Raw genomic sequence first — 24129 nt, forward strand, 5'->3', positions numbered from 1 at the left:
AGCGTCTTGAATGACTCATTCAGGACCTCGGAGGTCCTGAATGAGTCATTCAAGACCTCCGCAACCCGTCCAGCGTCGCCTGCACGTCGTCGGCGCGCTCGGGCAGGCCGACGGCCCGCCACAGCTCGATCGCCAAGCCCAGGTGGTGCCGGGCCGCGGCCGGGTCGCCGAGTGCGCTTTCGAGCTCGCCGAGCTGCTGCCAGCACGCCGCCTCGTTGCTGCGGTCGCCGTTGGCGCGGAACACGTGCGCCGCGCGCTGGAGGGCCGACTCCGCCCGGGACCGGTCGCTCAGCTCCGCGTAGATCACGCCGAGCCGCTGGTCGGTATAGGCGCCGCAGCGCGCGTCGCTGATTTCGGTGAAGATCGTCAGGGCTTCGGTGAGGTCGCGCAGCGCGGCCGGGGTGTCGCCGATCCCCAGGTGGTAACGGCTGAGCGTGCGGAGGATCACCGCCTGCCGGTGCCGGTCGCCGAGGCGCCGGGCGATGCGCAGGCCCTCCTCGATCCACGGGCCGGCGTCGCCGGCGCCCTGCTCGAAGCCGATGATGCCGATGGCCGTCCGGATCTGCGCTTCCGCCTGCCGGTGCCCGGCGGCCACCAGGTGGGCCAGCGCCTCCTTGTCGACGGACAGGGCCGCGTCGAGTTCGCCGCGGACGCGGTGCACGGTGCCCAGGCTCGCCAGCGCGAGTCCTTCGCCGCGCCGATCGCCGATGGCCTGGTACAGCTTCACGCACCGGCGCAGGTCGTGGCGGGCCTCGGCCATTTCGTCGAGGTAGATGTGCACCTGGCCGAGCCCTTGCAGCAACGCCGCCTCACCGTGGGTGTTGCCGGCCGCGACGGCGGCTTCCAGCGCGATCTGGTGGCTGCGGTTCCAGTCCTGGTAGAGGCTGCAGTGGTCGTAGTACGGCACCGCGGCGATCGCCAGCTCCCAGGCCAGCTCGTCCAGGCCCCATTCCGCCGCGAGTTCCATCGCCCGCAGCAGCGTCCCGCGTTCGGCGTCGAACCAGGCGATGGGATCGACGACCGTGTGGTCCGGGACCCAGCGCGGCGAGCGGCCCGGCGTCGGCCGGAAAAGGCTGGGGTAGAACAGGTCACGGGCCTGCTCGGCGAGGGCGAGCCAGGCGGAGAGGACCCGCTCCACCGCCGCCCGGCGCTCCTCGGCCGGGTAGCACTCCTGCGCGCCTTCCGACGCGTACGCGCGCAACAGGTCGTGCAGCCGGTACCGCGGCTGGCCGGCGCGGTCGGTCGTCACCAGGCGCACGAGGTAGGCGTCGACCAGGGTGTCCAGCACGTCGTCCGGGACCGGCCGGCCGAGGAGCGGGCCGATCACCCACGCGGGGAGCGTTTCCGCGCCCAGCAGCCCCAGCAGCCGGAACGCCCGGACGGCTTCCTCGGGAAGCAGCCGCAGGCTCAGGTCGAAGTTGGCCCGCACGTCCAGGTCGCCGACCCGCAGCTCGCGCAGCCGCCGGGATTCGTCCTCCAGGCGGTCGCGCAGCACCTGCAGGGTCCACGCCCGCCGGCCCGCGAGCTTCGCCCCGGTGATCCGGATGGCCAGCGGGAGCCGGCCGCACAGCCGGACGATCGCGTCGGCCGCCTCCGGTTCCCGCTCGACGCGCTCCGCCCCGGCGATGCGGGCAAGGAGGTCACGGGCGTCCTCGGCGGACAGCACGTCCAGCTCGACGTGCTCGGCGCCGGCCAGGTCCGCCAGCCGGTGCCGGCTCGTGATCACCACCGCGCAGCCGCCGGACGGCGGCAGCAGCGGCCGCACCTGCTGGGCGCCGGCGGCGTCGTCGAGCAGCACCAGCATGCGGCGATCGGCCAGCCGCGACCGGTAGAGGGCGGCTCGTTCGTGCAGGCCGGGCGGCATGACCGCGTCCGTGACGCCGAGCGCGCGCAGCAGTTCGGCCAGCATCATCGCCGGGTCGCGCGGCACGGCGGAGGTGCCGGCGAGGTCGAGGTAGAGCTGGCCGTCGGGGAACGCGTCGCGGGCGTCGTGGAGCGCGCGCACGGCGAGCGCCGACTTCCCGGTCCCGGGCGCGCCGGCGACGACCACCACCCGGCGTTCGGCCAGCAGGTCCAGCAGCTCGCCCAGCGGCCCGGCCCGGCCGGTGAAGTCCGGGATGTCCGCGGGCAGCTGGACGATCGGCCGCTGCTCCCGGGGCGCGGTGACCAGGTCGAGCGCGGGATCGGCGCGCAGGATCTGGGCGTGCACGCGCTGCAGGCCGGGCCCGGGGTTGGCGCCGAGTTCTTCGGCCAGCATGCGCTGGATGCCGTGGAACACGGCGAGCGCGTCGCCCTGGCGGCCGCTGCGGTAGAGCGCGATCATCAGCAGCTCCCGCGCGCGTTCGCGGTACGGGTGTTCGTCGGTGAGCCGGGACAGCTCGGGGATGGCCGGCGCGTGCTCCCCGCGCAGCAGATCGAGTTCGGCGAGGTCCTCCAGCGCGCCGAGGCGGTACTCGTCGAGCCGGGCGCGTTCGGTGGCGGCCGCGGGGGTGTCGATGCCGCTGAAGGCGGGCCCGCGCCACAGCGTCATCGCCTCGGCGAGATGCTGCCGGGCGGCGGTCAAGTCGCCGTCGCCGCGGGTTTCGCGCGCCCGGGCGAGCCGGGACGCGAACTGGGCGCTGTCGAGCCGGGCGGGGTCGACCCGCAGCAGGTAGCCGGTGCCTACCGTCTGCAACGAGCTGTCGTCGAGCTCCAGCGAGCGGCGCACGTCGCCGACGTACTTCTGGACGAGGTTGACCGCGCTCCTCGGCGGCTTCCCGCCCCAGGCGCCCTCGATGATCCGTTCGCGGTCCACCTGCTGGTTCGCGTGCAGCAGCAGCACCCCGAGCACCCGGAGACACTTGCCGGACCCCACTTCGACCGGGGCCGCACCGTCCCAGGCCGCGATCGGACCGAGCACACCGAACCGAACATCACGCATGCAAACGCCCCTCCCCTGACCGAGAGTACCTCCGACCGGCCACGTTCCGTAAGACTGCAGTGTGGGTGCAGTGAACGCTGCCAGGCTCCCGTCGCCGACCGGGCACGTGTCGGCGAGAGGGGAGAACCACGATGGGGAGCAGCACGAAGGTGGGCCGCCGGGTGAGGTCGGGCGCCCGGGCCTCCGACGATCGCCGGCGGACCCGCGGCCGGCCCTGACATCGGCGGGCGACGAGGGATGGGGGAGGCCCGCCGCAGAGCCGCGGCCGTGCTCGCCGCCGCGCTGCTGCTGAGCGGCGCGGCGGTGACGACCGCGCCGCCCGCCGGCGCGGTGGCGAACCGGCCCGCGTCGACCGGGGTGCCCGGTTTGGTCGTCGTCGTCAGGTGGACGACCATCGAGGTGATCGGCTCCGACCTCCACCGGCGGCGGCAGCTGGTGCGGCTGACCCAGGTGATCAAGGTCGAGCGCGGCGCGGTGGCCGACGTAGGGACGAGATAGCCGAGACTGGCTCAGTGAGCAGGTACGCGCGATCACCCGGCCGGGCGAAGTCGAGCTTGTCCGAGCCGTTGTGGGCGCGCACGGTGAAGTGCGGGTCATCGGGCGGTGGCAAAGCAGCAGGGCGCCCGTGGCCGGGTGTCCTGGCCATGGCGCGAAGAGGTGGGCCAAGGCTCCACATCGGCACGCGGCGCCGGGCCGCGTGCCGAGCCGGGATTCAGTCGCCGGCGGGGAGTTCGGTGGTGCGGCGCCGGGCTTCGTGGAGCTGGTCTTCGAGAGTGATGATGCGGCAGGCGGCATCGATGGCGGTGCCCTGATCGACCAGTTCCCGCACCCGGGCGGCCAGACGCAGCTGGTGGCGGGAGTAGCGGCGGTGCCCGCCGGCGGAGCGCTGCGGGGTGATCAGGCCGGCCTCGTCGAGGCTGCGCAGAAAACCTTGGGTGGTGCCGAGCATGTCGGCGGCCCGGCCCATCGTGTAGGCGGGGTACTGCTCGTCGTCGAACTTGTCGGCCGCGCTCGGCGTGGCCGGGCCTTGTTGGTCAGGGATCAATTCCACCTCCACGTCACAGAGGACCCCGGGTGCCACTGCGGCACCCGGGGTCCTCAAGGGTAGGGATCTTCACCATTGTCAACCGGCGCGACCGCCGGCTTCCTGCACCCGCATCCAGCGTGAAGCCGGATCGTGCGGGGATCGCTTACTCGTGACCGAGCACCACCTCCGAACTCGATGGGACTGCGGCACCCGCGCGGCACTACCTGGCCGCTGCGGGCGATCCAATGATGTTCCCGTTCCCTTCTTTCCTGTGTTTTCCACTTACTCGGTACTGCCACTTCACTTGCCGGTACTGCTACTTCGCTTCCTGCTGCAGCCGTCACTGCCGGAACCCTTCCACTGATCGGTCCCAGCACGCTGACGCCGCTGGTCACTGCCCGGAGCCCCGTTCACTGATCGGCCCCGGCCACCTGACATGTCCTGCAACTGCACTTGCACAAACAACTACCGGTACTGCTGATCTCCGCGGGTGCACCTGCTCCGCCCGCGCCCTGCACTTCCGCTCCGGACCGGTACTGCTCGGTCGGACCTTCTTCACGACCCGGTCCTGGAGTACTGCTCCCGGTCACCAGCCGAAACCTTGTTCCCTTGATCGGCTCCGTGCTGCCTGACCGCCTTGTCTCACCTCGCGGGTAGTTACGTCCTCTCCCGCGCTTGCTTGACGTTGTCTCTCTTGGTACGAGAAGAACACTACACACGCCGGTTGCCGAATGTCTACTCCGGGCGGCATAGATTTTTTGGAGGCAGTCGAACGGGTGACGAGGAGCTGCGGCAGGGCCACCCTCGGATCCTGTTGTGACCGGCGCGACTCCGGTCCGTCCACAGTTGACACCGGCCGCGCGCCCGGCGCAGGATCGGACCACAGAATTCGCCCGTGTGTTCGAACAGTGGTCGCTGGCTTCCCCACAGCGAAATCGGTGGGAGCCGGCTTTGGCGTTCAACAATCCGCGCGTGCCGTGGTCCGAAGTGGAGCGGATCGCCTCCGGGCGCGCTCCCGTGCCCGGGGACGGCAACGACGCCCCGGCGTGGTCGCGCAAGCGCGAAGGCTATGGCGGGGCGCCCGAAGACCTGCGGAACCGGCGTGGCCGGGACGACGGCGGGGACCGGATCCGGGCGCCCTACGCCGAGCTGCACGTCCACTCCAACTTCAGCTTCCTCGACGGTGCCTCGCATCCCGAGACGCTCGTCGAGGAGGCCGCGCGGCTCGAGCTCGACGCGCTCGTCCTGACCGACCACGACGGCATGTACGGCGCCGTGCGGTTCAACGACGCCGCCCGGGAGCTCGGGGTGCGGGTCGGGTTCGGGGCCGAACTTTCGCTCGGGCTGCCCGCGCCGCAGGCCGGTGTGCCCGATCCGGCCGGGTCGCACCTGCTGGTGATCGCCCGGCAGCAGACCGGCTACCACCGGCTGTGCCGCGTCATTTCCCGCGCCCAGCTCGCCGGCGGGGAGAAGGGGCGGCCGGTCTACGACTTCGACGAGCTGGCCGGCGAACTGGCCGGGCACGTCGTCGTCCTCACCGGCTGCCGCAAGGGTGCCGTCCGCCAGGCGCTCGCGCACCGGGGCCCGGCCGCCGCGCGCGCCGAGCTGGCGCGGCTGGTGGACCGGTTCGGGCGGTCGCACGTCGCCGTGGAGCTGATCGATCACCGGCAGCCGCGGGACGACGCCGCCAACGACCTCCTCGCCGCACTGGCCAAGGAACTCCGGCTGCCCACGGTCGTGTCCGGCAACGTGCACTACGCCCGCCCCGAAGACGCCGTCGTGGCCGAAGCGGTCGCCGCCGTCCGGGCCCGGCGGTCGGCCGAGGACCTCGAAGGGTGGCGGCCGCCGTCGGGACAGGCGTTCCTGCGGTCCGGGATGGAACAGCGGCGCCGCTTCGAGCGCCGCTACCCCGGTGCCGTCGGCCGGGCCGCCGTCCTGGGCGTCGAAGTGGCGTTCGACCTCACCCTCGTCGCGCCGGACCTGCCGCCGTTCCCCGTCCCGGCCGGGCACGACGAGATGTCATTCCTGATCGAGCTGACCCGGCAGGGCGCGGCGAAGCGCTACGGGCCGCGGGAGGAGCACCCGAAGGCCTACGCCCAGCTCGACCACGAACTCGCCGTCATCGAAAAGCTCGGCTTCGCCGGCTACTTCCTCGTCGTCTGGGACATCGTCCGGTTCTGCCGGGACGCGGACATCCTCTGCCAGGGCCGCGGTTCGGCCGCGAACTCCGCGGTCTGCTACGCGCTGGAGATCTGCCACGCCGACCCGGTGAAGTGGAACCTGCTGTTCGAGCGGTTCCTCGCGCCGGAGCGGGACGGGCCGCCCGACATCGACGTCGACATCGAGTCCGGCCGCCGCGAGGAGGCCATCCAGTACGTCTACGAGAAACACGGCCGGTTCCACGCCGCGCAGGTCGCCAACGTCATCACCTACCGGGCGCCGTCGGCGATCCGCGACGCCGCGAAGGCGCTCGGCCACAGCCCCGGGCAGCAGGACGCCTACGGCAAGCTCGTCGATCGCTGGGGCGGGGTCGCGGCCACCAGGCGGCAGGCCGCCGGGGCGATCCCGGACGACGTCCTCGACCTGGCCGCGCGGATCGAGGACTTCCCGCGCCACCTCGGCATCCACTCCGGCGGCATGGTGATCTCCAAGCAGCCGGTGTCCGAAGTGGTCCCGGTCGAGTGGGCGACCATGAAGGACCGCAGCATCCTGCAGTGGGACAAGGACGACTGCGCCGCCGTCGGGCTGGTCAAGTTCGACCTGCTCGGCCTCGGCATGCTTTCCGCGCTGCACCACATGATCGACCTCGTCGCCGAGCACCACGGAGCAGGAGTGGACATCGGAAAACTCGACCTGGCCGACCCGGCGGTCTACGACATGCTCTGCGAAGCCGACGCCGTCGGCGTGTTCCAAGTCGAATCACGCGCCCAGCTGGCGACGCTGCCGCGGTTGCGGCCGCGGAAGTTCTACGACCTCGTCGTCGAAGTCGCGCTGATCCGCCCCGGCCCGATCCAGGGCGGCTCGGTGCACCCCTACATCCGCCGTCGCCGCGGTGACGAGGAATGGGAACACGCGCACCCGCTGCTGGCCGCGTCCCTGGACCGCACCCTGGGCGTGCCGCTGTTCCAGGAGCAGGTGATGCAGATGGCGGTCGACGTCGCTTCGTTCACCGGCGCCGAGGCCGATCAGCTGCGGCGGGCGATGGGGGCCAAGCGATCCACCGCGAAGATGAAGGCGTTGATGGCGCGGTTCTTCCGGGGGTGCGAAGCCAACGGCCTCGACCGCGAGCTCACCACCCGGATCTTCGAGCAGATCCACGCCTTCTCCGGCTACGGCTTCCCCGAAGCGCACTCGATGTCCTTCGCGCTGCTCGTGTACGCGTCCGCGTGGTTCAAGCGCTACTACCCGGCGGCGTTCTGCGCCGGGCTGCTGCGCGCCCAGCCGATGGGCTTCTACAGCCCGCAATCCCTGGTCGCCGACGCCCGCCGCCACGGTGTGCACGTCCGCGAACCCGACATCAACGCCAGCCTGGCCGGCGCCACCCTCGAACCGGACGCCGGGAGCACCGGCGGCGTCGTGCTCCGGCTCGGTCTCGCCGCGGTCCGCCACCTCGGCGCCGACATCGCCGAGGAGATCGTCGCCGAGCGCGAGGCCCACGGCCCGTACGCGAGCATCGGCGACCTGACCCGCCGGGTGCGGCTGAAGAAGAACGCGGCCGAAGCCCTGGCCACGGCCGGCGCGTTCAGCGGGTTCGGCGACGACCGGCGGCAGGACCTGTGGGCCGCCGGCGCGGCCGCGGCGACCCGGCCCGGGCACCTGCCCGGCCTCGCCCCGGGCCTCGACGCGCCCGCGCTGCCCGGCATGACGCGGCTGGAGGTGACGGTGGCGGATCTGTGGGCCACGGGCGTCTCCCCGGACAGCCACCCGGTGGAGTACCTGCGCGAACACCTCGACCGGCGCGGCGCGATCACCGTCGCCGCCCTCGCGCGGGCCGAGGACGGGACGCGGGTGTGGGTCGGCGGCGCGGTCACCCACCGGCAGCGGCCCGCGACCGCCGGCGGGATCACCTTCCTCAACCTCGAAGACGAGACCGGCATGGCCAACGTCGTCGTCTCGCCCGGCCTCTGGCACCGCCAGCGGTCGGCGCTGCGGAGTCCGGCTGTCGTCGTCCGCGGCATCGTCCAGGTCGGTCAGGGCACCGCGACGGTGGTGGCCGACCGGATCGTTCCGCTCGACGTCCGCGGTCTCGCGCTGCCGTCCCGCGATTTCCGCTGACCCCAAACGTGCACCACGGCGCTCTCTACCCGGCCGAGGCGATCCCGCCCGAGCTGCGGCCCGCGCTCACCGGCACCCGCCCGTGGGAACGCCTCAGCCGGCGGTAAGCACGTTGCCGGCAGGCCCGCGAGCAGTACGCGCGGACGACCGGTGGCCGGCCGGTGGTCGAGGTCACACGTCATCTCCCGCATGTGTACAGTACCGTTTCGTTCACATCAACGGGAGGGATCCATGGATACCGAGCGGCCTGCACCGTCATCTCGAGGAGCCGGGCGGGAGGATGCCATTCTGGCGGCGGCGGCGGAGCTGGTCACCGAGATCGGCTACGAGCGCGTGACCGTGGATGCGATCGCGGCCCGCGCCAAGTCGTCGAAGGCCACGATGTACCGGCGCTGGGCGGGCAAGGCCGAGCTGGTCGCCGAGGCGTTGCGGCGGTCGGCCGAAGGCGCCGGCGCGGCGCCGCCGGACACCGGAACGGTGCGTGGCGATCTCCTCGACGCCGTGGCCGGCATCACCCGGGCCGTGACCGGTGCGGACGGGCCGGCGCTACTGGGGCTGGTCGAGGGCATCCGCTCCGACCCGGCCCTGCGCGAGCTCATCGCCGACCAGATCGGCCGACGCGGCCGCGTCGATGCCGAGCGGATCTCCGCCCGCGCGCGTGCCCGCGGCGAGGCTGCCGCGACCGAGCGGGTCGTCCTGGCGTTGGACGTGGCCATCGCCAGGGTCCTCCTGCTCACCCTGCTGCGCGGCGTGCCGCTCGACGAGGCCGCGCAGGAGGACCTCGTCGACGAGGTCCTCCTCCCGCTCCTCGGCCCCACGCACTGATCCCTACGCCGGCATCTGAAAGAGAATCGTCATGCACAGCACCCTCACCGCCGACATCGAGCACTTCCCGATCCACGTCCCGCAGGTCGACCTCGACGACCTGCGCACCCGGCTCGCCCTCACCCGGTGGCCGGGCATCGAGACCGTCACCGACACCAGTCAGGGCCCCACCACCGGGGCGATCCGGGCCCTGACCAGTTACTGGGCCGAGACCTACGACTGGCGCCGCGCCGAGGCCCTGCTCAACGGCATGGGCTCCTACCGCACCACCATCGACGGCCTGGACATCCACTTCCTGCACGTGCGTTCACCCGAGGCCGACGCGCTGCCCCTGCTGATGACCCACGGCTGGCCCAGCTCCGTGCTCGACTTCGCCAAGACGGTCGGACCGCTCACCGACCCCGCCGCTCACCGTGGCGACCCCCGGCAGGCGTTCCACCTGGTGATCCCGTCCTTGCCGGGCTTCGGGTTCTCCGCCCAACCCGACACCACCGGCTGGGGCTTCCCCCGGATCGCCGACGCCTGGATCGCCCTGATGGACCGGCTCGGCTACGACCGCTGGGGCGCGCACGGCGGTGACCTGGGCACCGCGGTGACCAACACCATCGCCGCAAAGGGCATCCCGCAGCTGGCCGGTATTCACCTCAGCATGGGCATGTTCGGCCCCGATCCCGACGAGATCGCCGACGCAACCCCCGAGGAGCAGGCCATGCTCGCGAGTGCCGGCCAGTTCTGGGACAAGCTCTCGGGCTACGCGAAGGAACAGGGCACCCGCCCGCAGACCATCGGCTATTCCCTCGCCGACTCACCCGTCGGTCTCGCCGCCTGGATCTACGCGATGTTCCAGGACACCTGCGCCACCCCCGGTGACGCACCGGCGTCGTTCACCTACGACGAACTGCTCGACGCGATCATGATGTATTGGCTGCCCAACGCCGGCGCGTCGTCCGCGCGGATCTACTGGGACATGCTCAACGGCGGCGCACCCGCGCCGGTCACGGCCGCCTCGCCGATCGCCGTGCCGACCGGGTTCATCCAGCTCGCCGGCGAACATGTCCGCAAGACCCGGCGCTGGATCGAGCGCCGCTACACCGACCTCGTCCATTTCGCCGAGGGCCCCGGCGGCCACTTCGCCGCGCTCGAGAACCCCGAGGCACTCATCGACAGCATCCGCGCGACCTTCGCCACCCTGCGCTGAGTCCCACCGCCCTCATCTCCAGGAGACCTCTCGTGCCCGGCACCCCCACCGTCCTGCTGCCCGACGACCTGATCGCCCTGCTCCGCCGGCCCAGCCCGTGCTTCATCTCCACCGTGATGCCCGACGGATCACCCCAGCTGACCCAGACCTGGGTCGATACCGACGGCCACCACATCCTGATCAACACCGTGGTGGGCTACCGCAAGGCCAAGAACATCGCCCGCGACCCCCGGGTGGCCCTCAGCGTGACCGACCCCGACGACGTTTCCCGCTACTACGCGCTCCGCGGGCACGTCATCGACTCCACCACCGACGGCGCGGCCGAGAACATCGAGGAGCTCTCCCACAAGTACCTCGGCACACCCCACCCCCACTTCAGCGGCAAACCCGAAACCCGGTTGCTGCTCACCATCGCGGTGGACTCCATCGCCCACGCGCCCCGCACGTAGCGGACGCACCCTTCATTCGTCTGATTCACGCGTTCAGTCGCCGTCGGGTACGCCGGTGTTCTGGCAGGCGGTCAATCGCCACTGCCCAGGGGGCAGGGGAAGGTGTTGACCGCCACGGCTAACGTCGCTAGCTTTATGGCAATCGCCATTAGCCAACGTCACGGAGACCATCATGACCGAGAACCTGGACATCGCCGGCAACTCCCTCGCCTACGAGGTGACGGGAGAGGGGCCCCTCGTGGTTCTCGCGCACGGCCTCGGCGACAGCCGTCACTCCTACCGCTTCCTCGCTCCGGCCCTGGCCGCGCAGGGGTACCGGGTCGCCAACGTCGACATCCGCGGTTGTGGTGACTCCAGCCTCGGCTGGGACGGGTATAGCCGCACCGACATCGCCGGTGACCTGGTCGCCCTCGTGCGGCACCTCGGCGGCCCGGCCGTGCTCATCGGCCAGTCGATCAGCGGCGGCGCCGCCACCATCGCGGCCGCCACCGCGCCCGACCTGATCGCCGGCATCATCGAACTGGCGCCGTTCACCCGCGCGCAGCCCTTCGACCTCGGCGGACTGGTGCGGGCCAAGCGCTTCCGGGCCGGCTACACCCAGATGGCCCAGGTCATCATGCGCGGAAGAGTCGAGAACTGGCTGAAGTACCTCGATGTGGCGCTGCCGGTCAAGCCCGCCGACTGGGACGGCGAGCTGGCCCGCATCGAGGCGAAACTGCGCGAGCCGGGCCGGATGAAGGTCCTGCAGGCCATGTGCAAGACCAGCCCGGCCGACGCGGGTGCGCAGCTGCCCCACGTCACGTGCCCGGTCCTGATCATCGAGGGCAGCGCCGACCCCGACTGGGCCGACCCCCGCGCCGAGGGCGAGAAGATCATCGCCGACCTGCCGCAAGGCCTCGGCGAACTGGAAGTCATCGACGGTGCCGGGCACTACCCGCACGTCCAGACGCCCGATCAGGTCGTCGCGCTGGCCCGGCCGTTCCTCGACCGGACGTTGACTCGTGCCTAGAGCCGGGCTCACCCCGGCCACGGTCACCGCGGCCGGTGCCGAGCTGGCCGACGAGATCGGGTTCGCCCAGCTCAGCATGGGCCAGCTGGCCGAGCGGCTCGGTGTCAAGACGCCTTCGCTCTACAAGCACGTCGCCGGCCAGGCCGATCTCGTCCACCGCATCGCGGTCCAGGCCGCGAACGAACTCGCCGACACCATCCGCGACGCGATCCAGGGGCGGGCCGGTACTGACGCATTCACCGCCGGCGCGCAGGCGATGCGCGCCTACGTGAAGCACCACCCCGGCCGGTACGCGGCGGGCAACGCGGCCCGCCCGACCGGGCCCGACGACCCGCTCGTCGCGGCGCTCGACCGGGTGCTCGCCTCCTGGGCCGCCATGGTGCGCGGGTACGGGATCGAGCCCGGTCAGGAGATCCACGTCCTGCGGATGGTGCGGACCATGCTGCACGGGTTCGCGACGCTGGAGGTGGCGAGCGGATTCCAGATCGACGTCGGTGTCGAGACCAGCTTCACCTGGATGATCGACTTCATCGACCACGGTCTGCGGTCCCTGGACGGCTCATCCCGATCCGTGATCCTTCAAGAGGAGTTGCCAGGTCCGTGAACCTCCCGAACATCGCCGAGGAACCCGAAGCCGCACGAACCGAGCGGCACGCGAGCTGGGCGGAGCTGTTCTTCGACCTGGTGGCCGTGGCCGGCGTGGCAGCCCTGGCGCACGTACTCGGCTCCGGACCGGACGCCGCGGCGCTCGGGCTCTACACGTTGCTGTTCCTGGCGTTCTGGCTGTCGTGGACGACCTTCATGCTGTATGGCAACGTCGCGGCCGGGAAGACCCGCGTGATACGGCTGCTGGCCGGCATGTTCGGCCTCGGGGTGATGGCCGCGTCCGTACCGGGCGTGGCACATGCCGTGCTCGGCCACGACGGCGACAGCCACCCATCGGTCGTCTTCGCGATCGCCTACGTCGCGACCCGCCTCTACGGGTCCTGGTCCTGGCGCCGGGGCGAAGTGCTGCTGGACTTCCCGGTGGTGCAGTACTCGGCGGGGCTGCTGCCCTGGATCGTGTCGATCTGGGTGCACGGGCCCTGGACGCTCGTGCTCTGGGCGGCGGGAATCGGCCTGGACCTGCTGCTGATTCTGGCCGTTTCCGGCGACAAGCTCCTCCAGCAGGCCCAAACGAGATTCACCGCGCGAGCCGGTACCCGGCACCGGCCGGGGCGTAGTGGGCGCCCCGCGGGGGCTCTCCCCGTGCTTCACGGGGTGTCGGTCGATCCGGTGCACTTCTCCGAGCGGCTCGGGCTCTTCGTGATCATCGTGCTCGGCGAATCGGTGGTGCAGATCATCGGCGCCGCCGCCGAAGCGCACTACGACGTCGGCGTGCTGGGCACCGGGCTCGCGTCGTTCGTGTTGCTGGCCGGCATGTTCGGCTTGTCGGTCGTGTTCGGGTACGCGGGCTTGCCGCACCTGCGGGCCGGTCGTATTCCCGCTCGCGCGGCCCTGGGCCTGCATTGCCTGGTCACCGGTGTCGTCGCCACGGTGGCGGTGTCGCTTTCGGCGGTGATGAAGCACGGGTCCGATCCGCTGCCCGGGCCGGGACGCTGGTTGCTGTGCGGCGCCGTCGCGGCCTACTTCACCCTCGGCGTGGTCACCGGGGTGGCCAGCCACAGCTCCGATCTGCAGAGGACGGTCTCGCGGATCATCACCGGCATCGTCGTCCCGCTCCTGCTCGGCCTGCTCGCCACCGGTGTCGCCGGCCGGACGCTGGTGGTCTGCCTCGCCTTGGTGGTGCTCGCCCATCTCTGGTTCGAACGGCGCCTGGCACCGATCCAGCGCGCCGCCTGACCGGAAGAGCATTCGACCATGGCTGGGCGACCGGCCACCGGCCGGAGTGCCAAGAGGTCTGCCGCGGCCGTCGTGAGTGGTAATTCGGGTTAGAGCCGACGGTCCTACGGCGCGGCGGGCGTCTGCGCCGACCGGGCCCCCGGCGGCCAACTCGCCAACCGGAACGGCCAACTCACCCGCGGGAACGGCCAACTCACCCACATCGCCGGCGAGTTGGCCGTTCCGGTGCGTGAATTGGCCGTTCCGGGCGGTGAGTTGGCCCTACGACCGGAAGGCGACCGTGCTGGCCGAGGGCACCACCAACACCGCGACCTCTCCGCTGAACGTGCTCTGCCTGGCGGCGTTGACGTTCGTGGTGCGGGACGCGGTATTCGCCGCGGGCATGTTGTACGTGGTGTGCCAGGTGCTACTGGTGCTCGCCCTTCGCCGGCTCGGTGCGGCCACCGGCTTGCCGGGCTGGTTCCCGGCTCTCACGATCACCGCGCTGACGGTGAACCCGCTGCTGGTGTCCTCGATCGGGATGGAGGTCGAGCTGGGCGCGTCGGGACTCGCCTGGTTGCTCACTTTCTCGGTGGAGCGGCGTCCGTTCGCGTTCGGTCTGGTCGCGGGGATGCTGGCGCTGATCCGGGTCGATCTCCTGATCTTCGCGGTGGTGATTTTCGTGGCCCGGCGGCGGTCCTGGGTCGATGTCCGGCGCATCGTGCGTGCCGCTGTGCTGGTCGCGGCGCCGTGGTTCGTGTTCAGCTGGGTGGTGTTGGGTGCGGCGGTGCCGGACACGGTGGTCATCAAGACCTTGCAGGGCGCGCGGCGGGCCTGGGGTCGGTGGGAGTTCGGCAACGGCCCCGGGCTGTACTGGCTGATCCTGGTGATGCGGCGAAACCCGGCCGGTCGCCGGCTGGTCCCGTTCGCCGTGCTCGCCGCGGCGGGAGCGGTGTACAGCCTGGCGTACGTTCAGTCGGGGGTGCCGCCGTACCACTGGTACTACGGACCTGGCATCGTCGCTGCGACGGTGTTCGTCTGCGCCGCCACCGCCGGGTTCGCAGGCCGGGCCGAACGGGGACTGAGCCTGCTCGTCGTGGTGGCTTTGGTCATGGCCGGCGTCGCCGGATACGCCCACTCGGGGCTGCCCCGTGACTTCGCTCCGTTGACCTCGAACTACACCTCCAGCGAACAGTACGCCCGGATCGGGCGCGATGTCGCCCGGCTCGCCGGCGGCAAGACCGTGGCCAGTGCCGACGAGATCGGCGTGCTGGCCTACACCTGCGGCTGCGCGATCATCGACGTGTTCTCCGACCGCGGACTGATGCCCCAAGCGATCGCCGAACTCGAAGCGCGTACCGGACGCTTGACCCGCGGCCTGCTCAGAGTCAACTTCGCATTCTTCGACGACACCATCCGGCCACGCACACTCGACCTCGCCTTGCGGCGGATCAACGGCACCCCGCCATCGAACTACCTGGCGACCTGGACCATCTCCGCACCCCTGGCCGGCACAGCGCAGCTCTATCTGGTTCCCGCGTCCTGAATCGGAACCCGGCCAAGCACTGTGGCGGTGTTGCCGGTCGTCGGCGACGCTCATGAAATCCTTCGTCCGGGGTGTGTGCCATTCCCGGCGTTGCGTATCCCTGGCTGGGACAGGTAACGCGCTCAGCGCCCGGGCATACTCGGATCCATGAGCTGGTCGGCACCATCCGATCCGGTTCACCACGGTCATCCCCGGAAAGGCGCGGCACTGCCGCACGCCCGGAAAAAGTGAGGAAAACATGTCCGCAAAACCTGTCAAGCACGGAATCATCGCCGCGGTTCTGGCCACGAGTTCCCTGTTCGCGCTCGGCGCCGCTCCCGCGTCGGCAGCAACTTTTCCCCTGTGCTCGGCTCGCCTCGTCCAGCACTTCGACCTGGCCAAGGGACAAACGCCCGAAAGCATCGTGCTGGCTCCGAACGGCACTGCCTATGTGGCTTTCGCCAAAGCACGGCAGATCGCCGAAATCTCGCCCAGCGGTGCGATCCGGATCCTGGCCACCCTGCCCGCCCCCGCGGACGGCGGAGTCGACACCCCCGCGCTGGGGTTCCCGCTGACGGTCGGCATCGACCGCGCCACCGACGGCACCCTGTACTTCCTCTACGCCACCGGGACCGCCGACCTCACCGGCGTCTGGCGCCTGCGTCCCGGCGGCACACCCCAGCGCATCGCGCCGCTGCCCGCGACCAGCCTGCCGAACGGCCTCGCACTCGACCAGCGCACCCGCAGTCTCTACGTCGCCGATTCCACCGGGGTCGTCTGGCGAGTGCCTGCCAAGGGCGGGACCGCGACGGTCTGGTCGTCCGCCGAGGAGCTCGCACCGGCCGGGTTCCTCGGCGCGAACGGGATCAAGCTCCGCGACGGAGCCGCGTGGGTGACCAACCTCGACCGGGGCACCATCGTGCGCATTCCCCTGCACGCAAACGGAAACGCCGGTTCCGCACAGGTCACCGCCACCGGCCTGACCGGAATCGACGACTTCGCCTTCACCGGTGGCGGCAACGAGATCATCGCTGCCTTGGACACCACCAACCAGGTGGCGCTCGTCAAGCCCGACGGTACGCACACCGTGGTGCTGACGGCTGCCGACGGACTCCAAGGGCCGACGGCGATCGCAGTGCGCGGTCGCACCGTCTACGTGCCGAGCGCCGCCTACCTCACGGCCGAGGACCCCAACCTGCTGCAGGCCCACCTGGGTCGCTGACCGCGGCGCCGCTGTCACCAACGCCCGGCCGCGATCCCCGGCACGCCCTGCGCGTCGGAGATCGCGGTCCGGCCAGCTGCTGCTCAAGAATCAGGATTCGTTGTCCACCAAGCATTACGCGGTAGTGTTGGACGATAGGCTGCTCGCTATGAACTTTCGGAACACCCAGATTCTCGACGAATTCCGGGCCTTGGCCCTCGGCAGGGAGATCCCGGCCGCGGACGTGGAGAAGTGGCTGGAACTCGTCCGCCCGTTCGCGTCCCTGACGGCGGACGGCGACGGTCCGGTCGTCGGCCGATTCGGTGGACCGATCATGCTTCCCGCCGACGCGTCCGAACCCGGGTACCCGCTGATCGCCACCATCGACTGCGCGGCCGTGCCGAAGGAAGCGACGGACCTCCCCGTGCCACCCGACGGCAAGCTGCTGCTCTTCGGGTATCCGGATCACGAGGGCGGCGGCAGCGCTGCGTACGTTCCGGCAGGCATCGCGGTCGAAGAGCGCCGTCCGGCGAGTTGGATCGGCGACGAGGCGCACGAGGAAACTCTTGAGATCCTCCGGGAATATCCCCGGGGTGACATCCACCTGTCCCTGGCGGTTTGCCTCCCCAGCGACGGACTGGTCCCGGTCCCGCCTCCCGTGCACCTCGCGCCGATGCCCGGACATCCCCACAGCGAGGCACTGGCCGAGATGTGGCAAGACCTGTGGGAATACCCGACCTTGATGCTGGGGGGATACGGAAGGAGCCACGACTTCGACCCGGTCCGCGAGGCCGCGGGCCAAGCCTCGTTCCTGGCATCGGAAGAACTCGGGCTTCCGCACGACCCCGACGCGGTGCCGTCCGGAATGGCGGACTGGGTCCTGCTGGCCCAGTGCTGCATCTACCGGGCGCCGGGCGCCGACATCTTCTGGATGATCCGACGCGGGGACCTGGCCGAGCGCCGCTTCGACCAGGTCCAAGTCCTCGTGGACTACAACCCCTGAACACCGGCGAGGCGGACTTTCGAAACTCGTGTTGCGTAAAGGCGCGACGACCGGCTAACCTACTTACGAAACTCCAGTATCGTAAGTAGGGGAAACGATGGACACCTCCCGCGGCCGACCCCGCGACAGCGACGCGGACCGTCGCATCCTCCAGGCAGCCCGGCACGCGCTGCTCACCGCCGGCTACGCCGGACTGGCCATCGACGAGGTGGCCCAGCGCGCCGGGGTGGCCAAAACCACGCTCTACCGGCGCTGGCCGACCAAGGATCACCTCGCCATCGCCGTGTACGCCGACATGCTCGACCGCGACGTGCCGGTCACCGACACCGGTGACGTGCGCGCCGACCTGAGCACCTACCTCAAGCAGATCGCCGCCGCACTGGACGGCGTGCGCCGGGCCGGGCGTCCGGCGCACGACACCGATCCGTCCGCCGGCATCGTCGCGGAATTCGTGGCGGCCGCGGCCCGGCACGCTGACGTCGGGCAGGCCATGCGAGGCGTGTACCAGCGTCGGATCAGGCTCGCCGTCGAACTCGTCGAACGGGCCACCGAGCGCGGCGAACTGCGGGCCGGCACCGACCCGGTGCTGCTGCTCGACCAGCTGGCCGGCGCCCTCTACTACCGCGTGCTCATCACCGGCACGCCGGTCGACGACAGCTACCTCGAACGTCTCGTCGGTGCCGCACTCGACGGCGCCATGTCCACAAAGGAGCAACCATGACCCTCACCGAGCACCCGGCCCGACCGCAGGGCCGCGAGAAGAAGCCGAGGCGCAGACGCCTGCTCGTGGCGGCGACCCTGGTGCTGGCCACCCTCGCCGGATATGCCGTCTGGAGCAACACCGTTCCGTACACCCTCAGCGCGTCGATCGAGATCGACGCGACGCCGGACGAGGTGTGGTCGGTGCTGGCCGACGTGGCAGCGTACGACGAATGGAACCCCTTCATCGTCTCCTCGAGCGGCATCGTCGAGGCCGGCGCCACCCTGACCAACACCATGCGCGACGCCACCGGGGAAACCACGTTCACGCCCACCGTGCTGACCGTGACGCCCGGCCGTGAGCTGCGCTGGCTGGGCGAGCTCGGTCCGGGCGCCGTGTTCGACGGCGAGCACTCCTTCCTGATCGAACCCGTGCAGCCCGGCCGGGTCAGGCTCGTTCAGGCCGAACGCTTCTCGGGTGTCCTGGTGCCGTTCTTCCGGGGACAGTTGCACGACGACACGCTGCCCCAGTTCCGCGCCATGAACGAGGCATTGGCCCAGCGAGTCGACGCTCGCCGGCCCCGCGCCTGAAATCCGTTGTTCCGTGAGTCCTGGCCGGTCAGCAGCAGTGCTCGCCGCGCCAGGCCTCGCGGCCTTCCTTGACCGCGACCGCGGCGATGACCAGAGCGACGATCGGGTCCGCCCAGTACCAGCCGAACAAGCTCTTGAGCAGCAAGCCGGCCAGCAGGACGCCGGACAGGTACGTGCACAGCAGGGTCTGCTTGGAGTCGGCGACCGCGCTCGCCGAGCCGAGTTCCCGTCCGGCGCGCCGCTGTGCGTGGGACAGGAACGGCATCACCAGCAGCGACACCGCCGCCAGGACGATGCCGGCCGTGGAGTGCCCGGCGGACTCCGTGCCCAGCAGTGAGCGCACCGACTCGACCGTGACGTAGAGCGCGAGCGCGAAGAACGACACCGCAATGACCTTCAGTGCCGTCCGCTCGCGGGCTTCCGGGTCCTTGCCGGAGAACTGCCAGGCCACCGCCGCGGCCGAGGCGACCTCGATGACCGAGTCGAGCCCGAACCCGATCAACGCGGTCGACGAGGCGACCGAGCCGGCGGAGATCGCGATGATCGCCTCGATGACGTTGTAGGCGATCGTCGCGGTCACCAGCAGCCGCACCCGCCGCGACAACACCGCCCGCCGGTGCGCGTCGACGGTCGGGCTCGCGGCGGCCGGGGTGCAGCATCCGTCGGCGCAGCCGTCCCGATCCGTCGTCGACCGGGTGGTCTCTTCGGTCATCGGCGCACCACCTCCGCCGCCCTTGGCCGCGCCGGGCGCGATCCGGTGGCCGGCGTCGCGCCGTCGTCGACACACGGCTGGCCGGTGTCCACCGCGAGCACGACCTGCACCAGTTCGCTCAGCGCGCGGGCCAGATGCGCATCCGCCAGCGCGTAGCGGACCTGGCGACCCTCGTAGGTGGCCACCACCAGACCGCAGCCGCGCAGGCAGGAGAGGTGGTTGGACACGTTCGAGCGGGTCAGCCCGAGCTGGGTGGCCAGTCGGCCGGGGTAGCTCACGCCGTCCAGCAGGGCGACCAGGATGCGGCAGCGGGTCGGGTCGGCCAGCGCGCGGCCCAGGCGGGCGAGCGCCGACTCCCGCGTCTCACAGGTCAGCATGGCTCGAATAGTACAGTCGTGGCTGACGCAACAGCGAAGGCTGAACAGTTCGGAGGTTCGGTCAGCCGGCCGGATCGTTCCGTTCGACGGCAGCCGGGTAGTCGAGGCCGGCGGACAACAGGTCGAACGCCCGCCCGGTCAGTTCGGATTCCGGCGCGTCGTGGCCGGCTGTCCGCCATGCGTCGACCGCTGTCTGTACAGCGCAAAGGGCCACCGAGGCGAGCAGGTGCGGCCGGGGATCCGCGGCCGGGTCGACCCCCATCCGGGTGCCGATCAGCCGGGCCCCCTCGTCGAACCGGGCGATGCCGCGCTCGATGCGTGCGGCCATCAGTGCCGGGCTGAGCGAGATCACGTTTTGCAGTTCGTGAAAACGCGTGTCGGTCTCGGCTGCGCGCATGACTTCGACCGCGGCCGTCCGCAGCGCGGTCAGCACCGGCATGTCATCCGGTTGCGCGGTGAACACCGCGAGGATCGACGTGATCTGCTCGTCCGCGAGTGACAGTGCGACGTCCTCCTTCGAGGTGAAGTACCGGAAGAACGTTCGCGACGAGACGTCGACCGCTTCGGCGATCTGATCGACGGTCGTGGCTTCGAAGCCGTGGACGTTGAACAACGCCTGGGCCGCATCGATCAGCGCTTCCCGGGTCTGCCGCTTCTTCCGTTCACGCAGGCCGGGCGTTTCCATGGGGGCAGTGTACGCACATCACGTCACTCTCAGGCTTTTGTCAGTTTGCGACATCTGTCAGTGTGTGACACGATGGTGAACATGCCTGACCCCGCGCCTTGCCTCGCCGAACACGGAGGATTCCGATCATGAAACTGCTCGTCCTGGGAGCAACCGGCCCCACCGGCCGCCACGTCGTCGACGTGGCTCTGCGATCCGGCGACTCGGTCACGGCCTTCGTGCGTGATCCGGCGGCCCTGGATGACCTGGCGGACCGGGTCACCCGGATCACCGGAGATGCCACTTCGCAGCGCGATGTCTCAGTCGCCGCAGCCGGGCAGGACGCCATCATCTCCGCCCTCGGCCGGGGAAACTCGCTGCGCCCCGACGGTTTCGCCACCCGCTCCGCGGCGGCCGTGATCGGTGCGGCCGAGGAAGCGCACGTCGCCCGCCTGGTCTGGCTGTCGTCGTTCGGCGTCGGCCACACCTTGGCCTGGTCGAGCATTCCGCAGAAGCTGATCTACCGCACGGCATTGCGGTCGCTCTACGCGGACAAGAAGATCGCGGACGAGCGCATCCGCTCCAGCGGGCTGGACTGGACCGTGGTCTACCCGACCGGGCTGAACAACGACCCCGCCAAGGGCACGTTCCGCGCGGGCGACCGCCTGCCGATGAAGGGCGTCCCGTACATCAGCCGAGCGGACGTCGCCGCCTTCCTGCACCAAGCGGCGCACGGCAGCGAGTGGGTCCACCGCAGCCCCGTGATCAGCGACTGACACCCCTCGGGAGCCCCTCATGAGCCAAGCTGACACCACCGGCCGCAAGCGGCCCCCGGTCGCGCTGGTCCGAGCGGCCAATCGGGTCGTCCGGCCCCTGCTCGCCTCGCGTCTGCACGGGGTCCTCAGCAGATTCCTGATGCTGCTGACCTACACCGGCCGCAAGTCCGGCCGCCGCATCACCATCCCCGTCGGCTACTTCGACTGGGAGCCCGGCATGGTCCTGGCGGCCACGTTCGCGCAGAGCACCTGGATCCCCAGCCTGCGCACCGCCCCCACCGTCCACCTGCGCATCCGCGGGCGGGAGTGCGAGGCGGTGCCGACCGTGATCGAGGACCGCGCCGCAATCACCGAACTGCTCGCCGAGTTCGCCGAGCGCAAGTCACCGCGCGAGGCGAAGATGCTCGGCCTGCCCGGCGATCGCGAACCCACGCCCGAAGAACTGTCCGAGGCTGCTGGGCGGAGCCGGTTCGTCCTCTTTCGGCTCGAAGCCTGACACGTCTTCGCCGGCGCGTCGAAAACCTCGATCTTCCGGTGTGGACCGGGCCCTCGCGCGACTTCCGTTGACTTCGGACCGCCGCGGTGGTTCTCTCGCTGAGAGCGCTCCCAGTCATCCGTTCGTGCCCGACGAGTGAGGATGGACTTCCATGACAGCTCGACGTCTGCGCTGGGCAGCGTGGCCGGTGATCGCCGTGCTCGCCGCGGCGGTGCCGGCAGCCGGTACCGCCGGGGCGGCGACCACGCCCACGGCGACGGTCACCGTCAACGCCCGAGCCGGGCTGGCGACCATGCCGGACACCGGGATCGGTATCAACCACGCGGTCTGGGACAGCCAGCTGGGGACCGACCAGGTGGCCGACCTGTTCGGCGCCGCCGGCGTCCGCACGATGCGCTACCCCGGTGGTTCCTACGGCGACATCTACCACTGGAAGGACAACACCGCGCCGGGCGGGTACGTGGCGCCGAACACCGATTTCGACACCTTCATGGGCGGGGTCCGCCGAGCGGGCGCCCAGCCGATCATCATCGCCAACTACGGCACCGGTACGCCGGAGGAAGCCGCGGACTGGGTGCGCTACGCCAACGTGACCAAGGGTTACGGCGTCAAGTACTGGGAAATCGGCAACGAGCTGTACGGGAACGGGCACTACGGGGCCAACTGGGAAGCCGACAACCACGAGGACAAGAGCCCGACCGGCTACGCCAACGGCGTGGTGGCCTACGCCGACGCGATGAAGGCCGCCGATCCGTCGGTCAAGATCGGTGCCGTGCTGACCACCCCGGCGAACTGGCCGGACGGCATCGTCGGCGCCGGTGACACGGCGACCTGGAACCAGACCGTGCTGTCGATCGCGGGCCCGCACATCGACTTCGTCATCCTGCACTGGTACCCCAGCGGCTCGACGGCGGCGGAAGCCCTCGCCAAGCCGGAGCAGATCACCGACATGATCTACCTGGCGCGCGAGCAGATCACCCGGTACGCGGGCGCGAACTCCGGCCGCATCGGCATCTCGATGACCGAAACCAACACGCCGGTCGGCATGGACACCCAGCCCGGCGCCCTGTTCGCCGCCGACACCTACAGCTCGCTGCTGGCGAACGGCGTGTTCACCGTCGACTGGTGGGACACGCACAACGGCGGGACGAAACTGTCCACTGTGGCCGGTTATCCGGACTACGGCGACTCCGGCCTGCTCTCCAGCGCCACCTGCCTGGAGGGCGGCGTCTGCGAACCCCCGCTCAACACGCCCTTCGCGCCCTACTACGGCCTGAAGCTGCTGAGCACCTTCGCGCATCCCGGTGACCAGTTCGTCCGGGCCGGCGCGGACGACCCGCTCGTCGGCGCGCACGCCGTCCGGCGGCCGAACGGCGACCTCGCCGTGCTGCTGCTCAACAAGGACCCCGACCAGGCCAGGGCGGTGACGCTGGACTACGCGGGCTACGCGCCGGCCGCGGCCGCGCCCCAGGTGTCCACCTTCACCAACGGCGCCACGGCCATTTCGGCTGCGGCGGCCGGAACGAGCACTTCCCAGACCCTGCCGCCGTATTCGCTCACCACGGTGGTGCTGCACCCCGCGACCGCCGCATCGGCCGGACCCGGGGCGCCCGGGCAGCCGGCCGGGACGGCGACCGACCGGACGGCGACGATCAGCTGGCCCGCGGCCGCGCCCGGCGCCCACCCGATCGCGAAGTACGAGGTCTACCGGCAGCTGGGCACCACGAGCGAGCAGTGGGGCGAAACGACCGGCACGTCGCTCGACGTCGGGAACCTGGTGCCCGGCAGCCGGTACACGGTCAACGTGCTGGCGCGCGACACGGCCGGGAACGTGTCCGCGGCCTCCCCGCCGCTGACGTTGACCACCGGCGCGCCGGCGGCGAGCAGCTGCACGGTCCGGATGACCGACGTCACCGACTGGGCGAGCGGTTTCGTCGGCGGCATCCACGTCACCGGCACCGGCGTGGTGGGGAACTGGACCCTGACGTTCAGCTGGCCGACCGCGCGGCAGCGGCTCACCGGCGGCTGGAACGGCACCTGGGCCCAGAACGGCTCGACGGTGACGGTTTCGTCGGCGGCCCCGCCCGCGGCGGGAGTGGATGTCGGGTTCACGGCTGACTACAGCGGCCCGAACATCCTGCCGACGGCGTTCACCCTCAACGGCGTTCTCTGCGCGGCGGGCTGACGTGTCTTGAATGACTCATTCAAGACGTGGCACGTCTTGAATGAGTCATTCAAGACGTTCGACGCGCTCGCGCACGGCTCGCCCCGGTGCCGGAGGAGTCATGGCGCCCAGCCAGCTGGTGCCGGCCCAGCAGATCCGCTACGACAAGACCCGGTTGATCGCCCTGCTCGACGCGCTCGAAGCGGAGGGTCTGGTGGTTCGCGAGCCGGATCCGGCCGACCGCCGTGCGCGGGTGGCGCGGCTGACGCCGGCGGGCATCCGGCGGCACGCGGCGGTCCGGGACGCGATCCGCGAGAGGGAGGACCGCAAGCTGTCAGCCGGGTGCGGCAGCGGCTTCGAACGTCGCGAATGACTCATTCGGGACCTCGGACGTCCC

22 protein-coding genes are annotated in these 24129 nt (G+C 70.7%); 17 read left to right on the plus strand and 5 right to left on the minus strand.

Annotated elements, in window-relative coordinates:
* Positions 1-49: 49 nt before the first annotated feature.
* A complete protein-coding gene (locus ACLJQF_RS02675; RefSeq protein ID WP_410606578.1) occupies positions 50-2920 on the minus strand; it encodes a BTAD domain-containing putative transcriptional regulator in 2871 nt (956 codons plus the stop codon).
* Positions 2921-3157: 237 nt separating this feature from the next.
* On the opposite strand from ACLJQF_RS02675, the gene ACLJQF_RS02680 reads away from it, so the two are divergent.
* A complete protein-coding gene (locus ACLJQF_RS02680) occupies positions 3158-3418 on the plus strand; it encodes a hypothetical protein (protein WP_410606579.1) in 261 nt (86 codons plus the stop codon).
* Positions 3419-3632: 214 nt separating this feature from the next.
* Here ACLJQF_RS02680 and ACLJQF_RS02685 read toward each other — a convergent pair whose 3' ends face one another.
* Positions 3633-3965: a MerR family transcriptional regulator gene (locus tag ACLJQF_RS02685; RefSeq protein ID WP_410606580.1), complete on the minus strand. Its 333-nt coding sequence runs from the start codon at positions 3963-3965 to the stop codon at positions 3633-3635.
* A 933-nt stretch (positions 3966-4898) separates the two neighbouring features.
* Between ACLJQF_RS02685 and ACLJQF_RS02690 the strand changes: the two genes are divergently transcribed.
* From ACLJQF_RS02690 to ACLJQF_RS02745, 12 genes are all read left to right on the plus strand, one after another.
* Positions 4899-8222 carry an error-prone DNA polymerase gene (locus ACLJQF_RS02690; RefSeq protein WP_410606581.1) on the plus strand — a complete coding sequence of 1108 codons (3324 nt, stop codon included), beginning with the start codon at positions 4899-4901 and terminating at the stop codon, positions 8220-8222.
* Between the two features lie 231 nt (positions 8223-8453).
* Positions 8454-9047, plus strand: a complete 594-nt coding sequence (locus ACLJQF_RS02695; RefSeq protein WP_410606582.1) for a TetR/AcrR family transcriptional regulator — start codon at positions 8454-8456, stop codon at positions 9045-9047.
* Between the two features lie 31 nt (positions 9048-9078).
* A complete protein-coding gene (locus tag ACLJQF_RS02700) occupies positions 9079-10245 on the plus strand; it encodes an epoxide hydrolase family protein (RefSeq protein WP_410606583.1) in 1167 nt (388 codons plus the stop codon).
* A 32-nt stretch (positions 10246-10277) separates the two neighbouring features.
* Entirely contained in the window at positions 10278-10694 is a 417-nt protein-coding gene (locus ACLJQF_RS02705; protein ID WP_410606584.1) for a TIGR03618 family F420-dependent PPOX class oxidoreductase, read from the plus strand.
* A 172-nt stretch (positions 10695-10866) separates the two neighbouring features.
* The gene (locus ACLJQF_RS02710; protein WP_410606585.1) at positions 10867-11703 is read left to right on the plus strand and encodes an alpha/beta fold hydrolase; all 837 of its coding nucleotides are present in this window, start codon (positions 10867-10869) and stop codon (positions 11701-11703) included.
* A complete protein-coding gene (locus tag ACLJQF_RS02715; protein WP_410606586.1) occupies positions 11696-12307 on the plus strand; it encodes a TetR/AcrR family transcriptional regulator in 612 nt (203 codons plus the stop codon). Before ACLJQF_RS02710 ends, ACLJQF_RS02715 begins: the two co-directional genes overlap by 8 nt.
* A complete protein-coding gene (locus tag ACLJQF_RS02720) occupies positions 12304-13545 on the plus strand; it encodes a low temperature requirement protein A (RefSeq protein ID WP_410606587.1) in 1242 nt (413 codons plus the stop codon). The genes ACLJQF_RS02715 and ACLJQF_RS02720 overlap by 4 nt, the downstream gene beginning before the upstream one ends.
* 250 nt (positions 13546-13795) lie before the next feature.
* Positions 13796-15070 carry a hypothetical protein gene (locus tag ACLJQF_RS02725; RefSeq protein WP_410606588.1) on the plus strand — a complete coding sequence of 425 codons (1275 nt, stop codon included), beginning with the start codon at positions 13796-13798 and terminating at the stop codon, positions 15068-15070.
* A 238-nt stretch (positions 15071-15308) separates the two neighbouring features.
* Positions 15309-16271, plus strand: a complete 963-nt coding sequence (locus tag ACLJQF_RS02730) for an SMP-30/gluconolactonase/LRE family protein (RefSeq protein WP_410606589.1) — start codon at positions 15309-15311, stop codon at positions 16269-16271.
* Between the two features lie 148 nt (positions 16272-16419).
* Positions 16420-17253 (plus strand): hypothetical protein, encoded by an 834-nt coding sequence (locus ACLJQF_RS02735; protein ID WP_410606590.1) that lies wholly within the window; start codon positions 16420-16422, stop codon positions 17251-17253.
* 97 nt (positions 17254-17350) lie between these two features.
* Positions 17351-17974: a TetR/AcrR family transcriptional regulator gene (locus ACLJQF_RS02740; protein WP_410606591.1), complete on the plus strand. Its 624-nt coding sequence runs from the start codon at positions 17351-17353 to the stop codon at positions 17972-17974.
* Positions 17971-18543, plus strand: a complete 573-nt coding sequence (locus ACLJQF_RS02745; RefSeq protein ID WP_410606592.1) for an SRPBCC family protein — start codon at positions 17971-17973, stop codon at positions 18541-18543. Before ACLJQF_RS02740 ends, ACLJQF_RS02745 begins: the two co-directional genes overlap by 4 nt.
* A gap of 28 nt (positions 18544-18571) precedes the next feature.
* On the opposite strand, the gene ACLJQF_RS02750 is transcribed toward ACLJQF_RS02745, so the two are convergent.
* The 3 genes from ACLJQF_RS02750 to ACLJQF_RS02760 all read right to left on the minus strand — a co-directional run bounded on the left by ACLJQF_RS02750 (position 18572) and on the right by ACLJQF_RS02760 (position 20317).
* Positions 18572-19255 (minus strand): cation transporter, encoded by a 684-nt coding sequence (locus ACLJQF_RS02750; protein WP_410606593.1) that lies wholly within the window; start codon positions 19253-19255, stop codon positions 18572-18574.
* Positions 19252-19632 (minus strand): ArsR/SmtB family transcription factor, encoded by a 381-nt coding sequence (locus ACLJQF_RS02755; protein ID WP_410606594.1) that lies wholly within the window; start codon positions 19630-19632, stop codon positions 19252-19254. The genes ACLJQF_RS02750 and ACLJQF_RS02755 overlap by 4 nt, the downstream gene beginning before the upstream one ends.
* A gap of 61 nt (positions 19633-19693) precedes the next feature.
* On the minus strand, positions 19694-20317 hold the full coding sequence (locus ACLJQF_RS02760) for a TetR family transcriptional regulator (RefSeq protein ID WP_410606595.1): 624 nt from the start codon (positions 20315-20317) through the stop codon (positions 19694-19696).
* A gap of 128 nt (positions 20318-20445) precedes the next feature.
* Here ACLJQF_RS02760 and ACLJQF_RS02765 point away from each other — a divergent pair, with 128 nt between their 5' ends.
* The 4 genes from ACLJQF_RS02765 to ACLJQF_RS02780 all read left to right on the plus strand — a co-directional run bounded on the left by ACLJQF_RS02765 (position 20446) and on the right by ACLJQF_RS02780 (position 24105).
* A complete protein-coding gene (locus ACLJQF_RS02765; protein WP_410606596.1) occupies positions 20446-21072 on the plus strand; it encodes an NAD(P)-dependent oxidoreductase in 627 nt (208 codons plus the stop codon).
* 19 nt (positions 21073-21091) lie between these two features.
* The gene (locus ACLJQF_RS02770) at positions 21092-21568 is read left to right on the plus strand and encodes a nitroreductase/quinone reductase family protein (protein WP_410606597.1); all 477 of its coding nucleotides are present in this window, start codon (positions 21092-21094) and stop codon (positions 21566-21568) included.
* 151 nt (positions 21569-21719) lie between these two features.
* Positions 21720-23753, plus strand: a complete 2034-nt coding sequence (locus ACLJQF_RS02775; RefSeq protein WP_410606598.1) for a cellulose binding domain-containing protein — start codon at positions 21720-21722, stop codon at positions 23751-23753.
* Between the two features lie 100 nt (positions 23754-23853).
* A complete protein-coding gene (locus ACLJQF_RS02780) occupies positions 23854-24105 on the plus strand; it encodes a MarR family winged helix-turn-helix transcriptional regulator (RefSeq protein WP_410606599.1) in 252 nt (83 codons plus the stop codon).
* Positions 24106-24129: the final 24 nt, after the last annotated feature.

It is taken from the genome of Amycolatopsis sp. lyj-109 (assembly GCF_046548995.1).
Taxonomy (GTDB): domain Bacteria; phylum Actinomycetota; class Actinomycetes; order Mycobacteriales; family Pseudonocardiaceae; genus Amycolatopsis.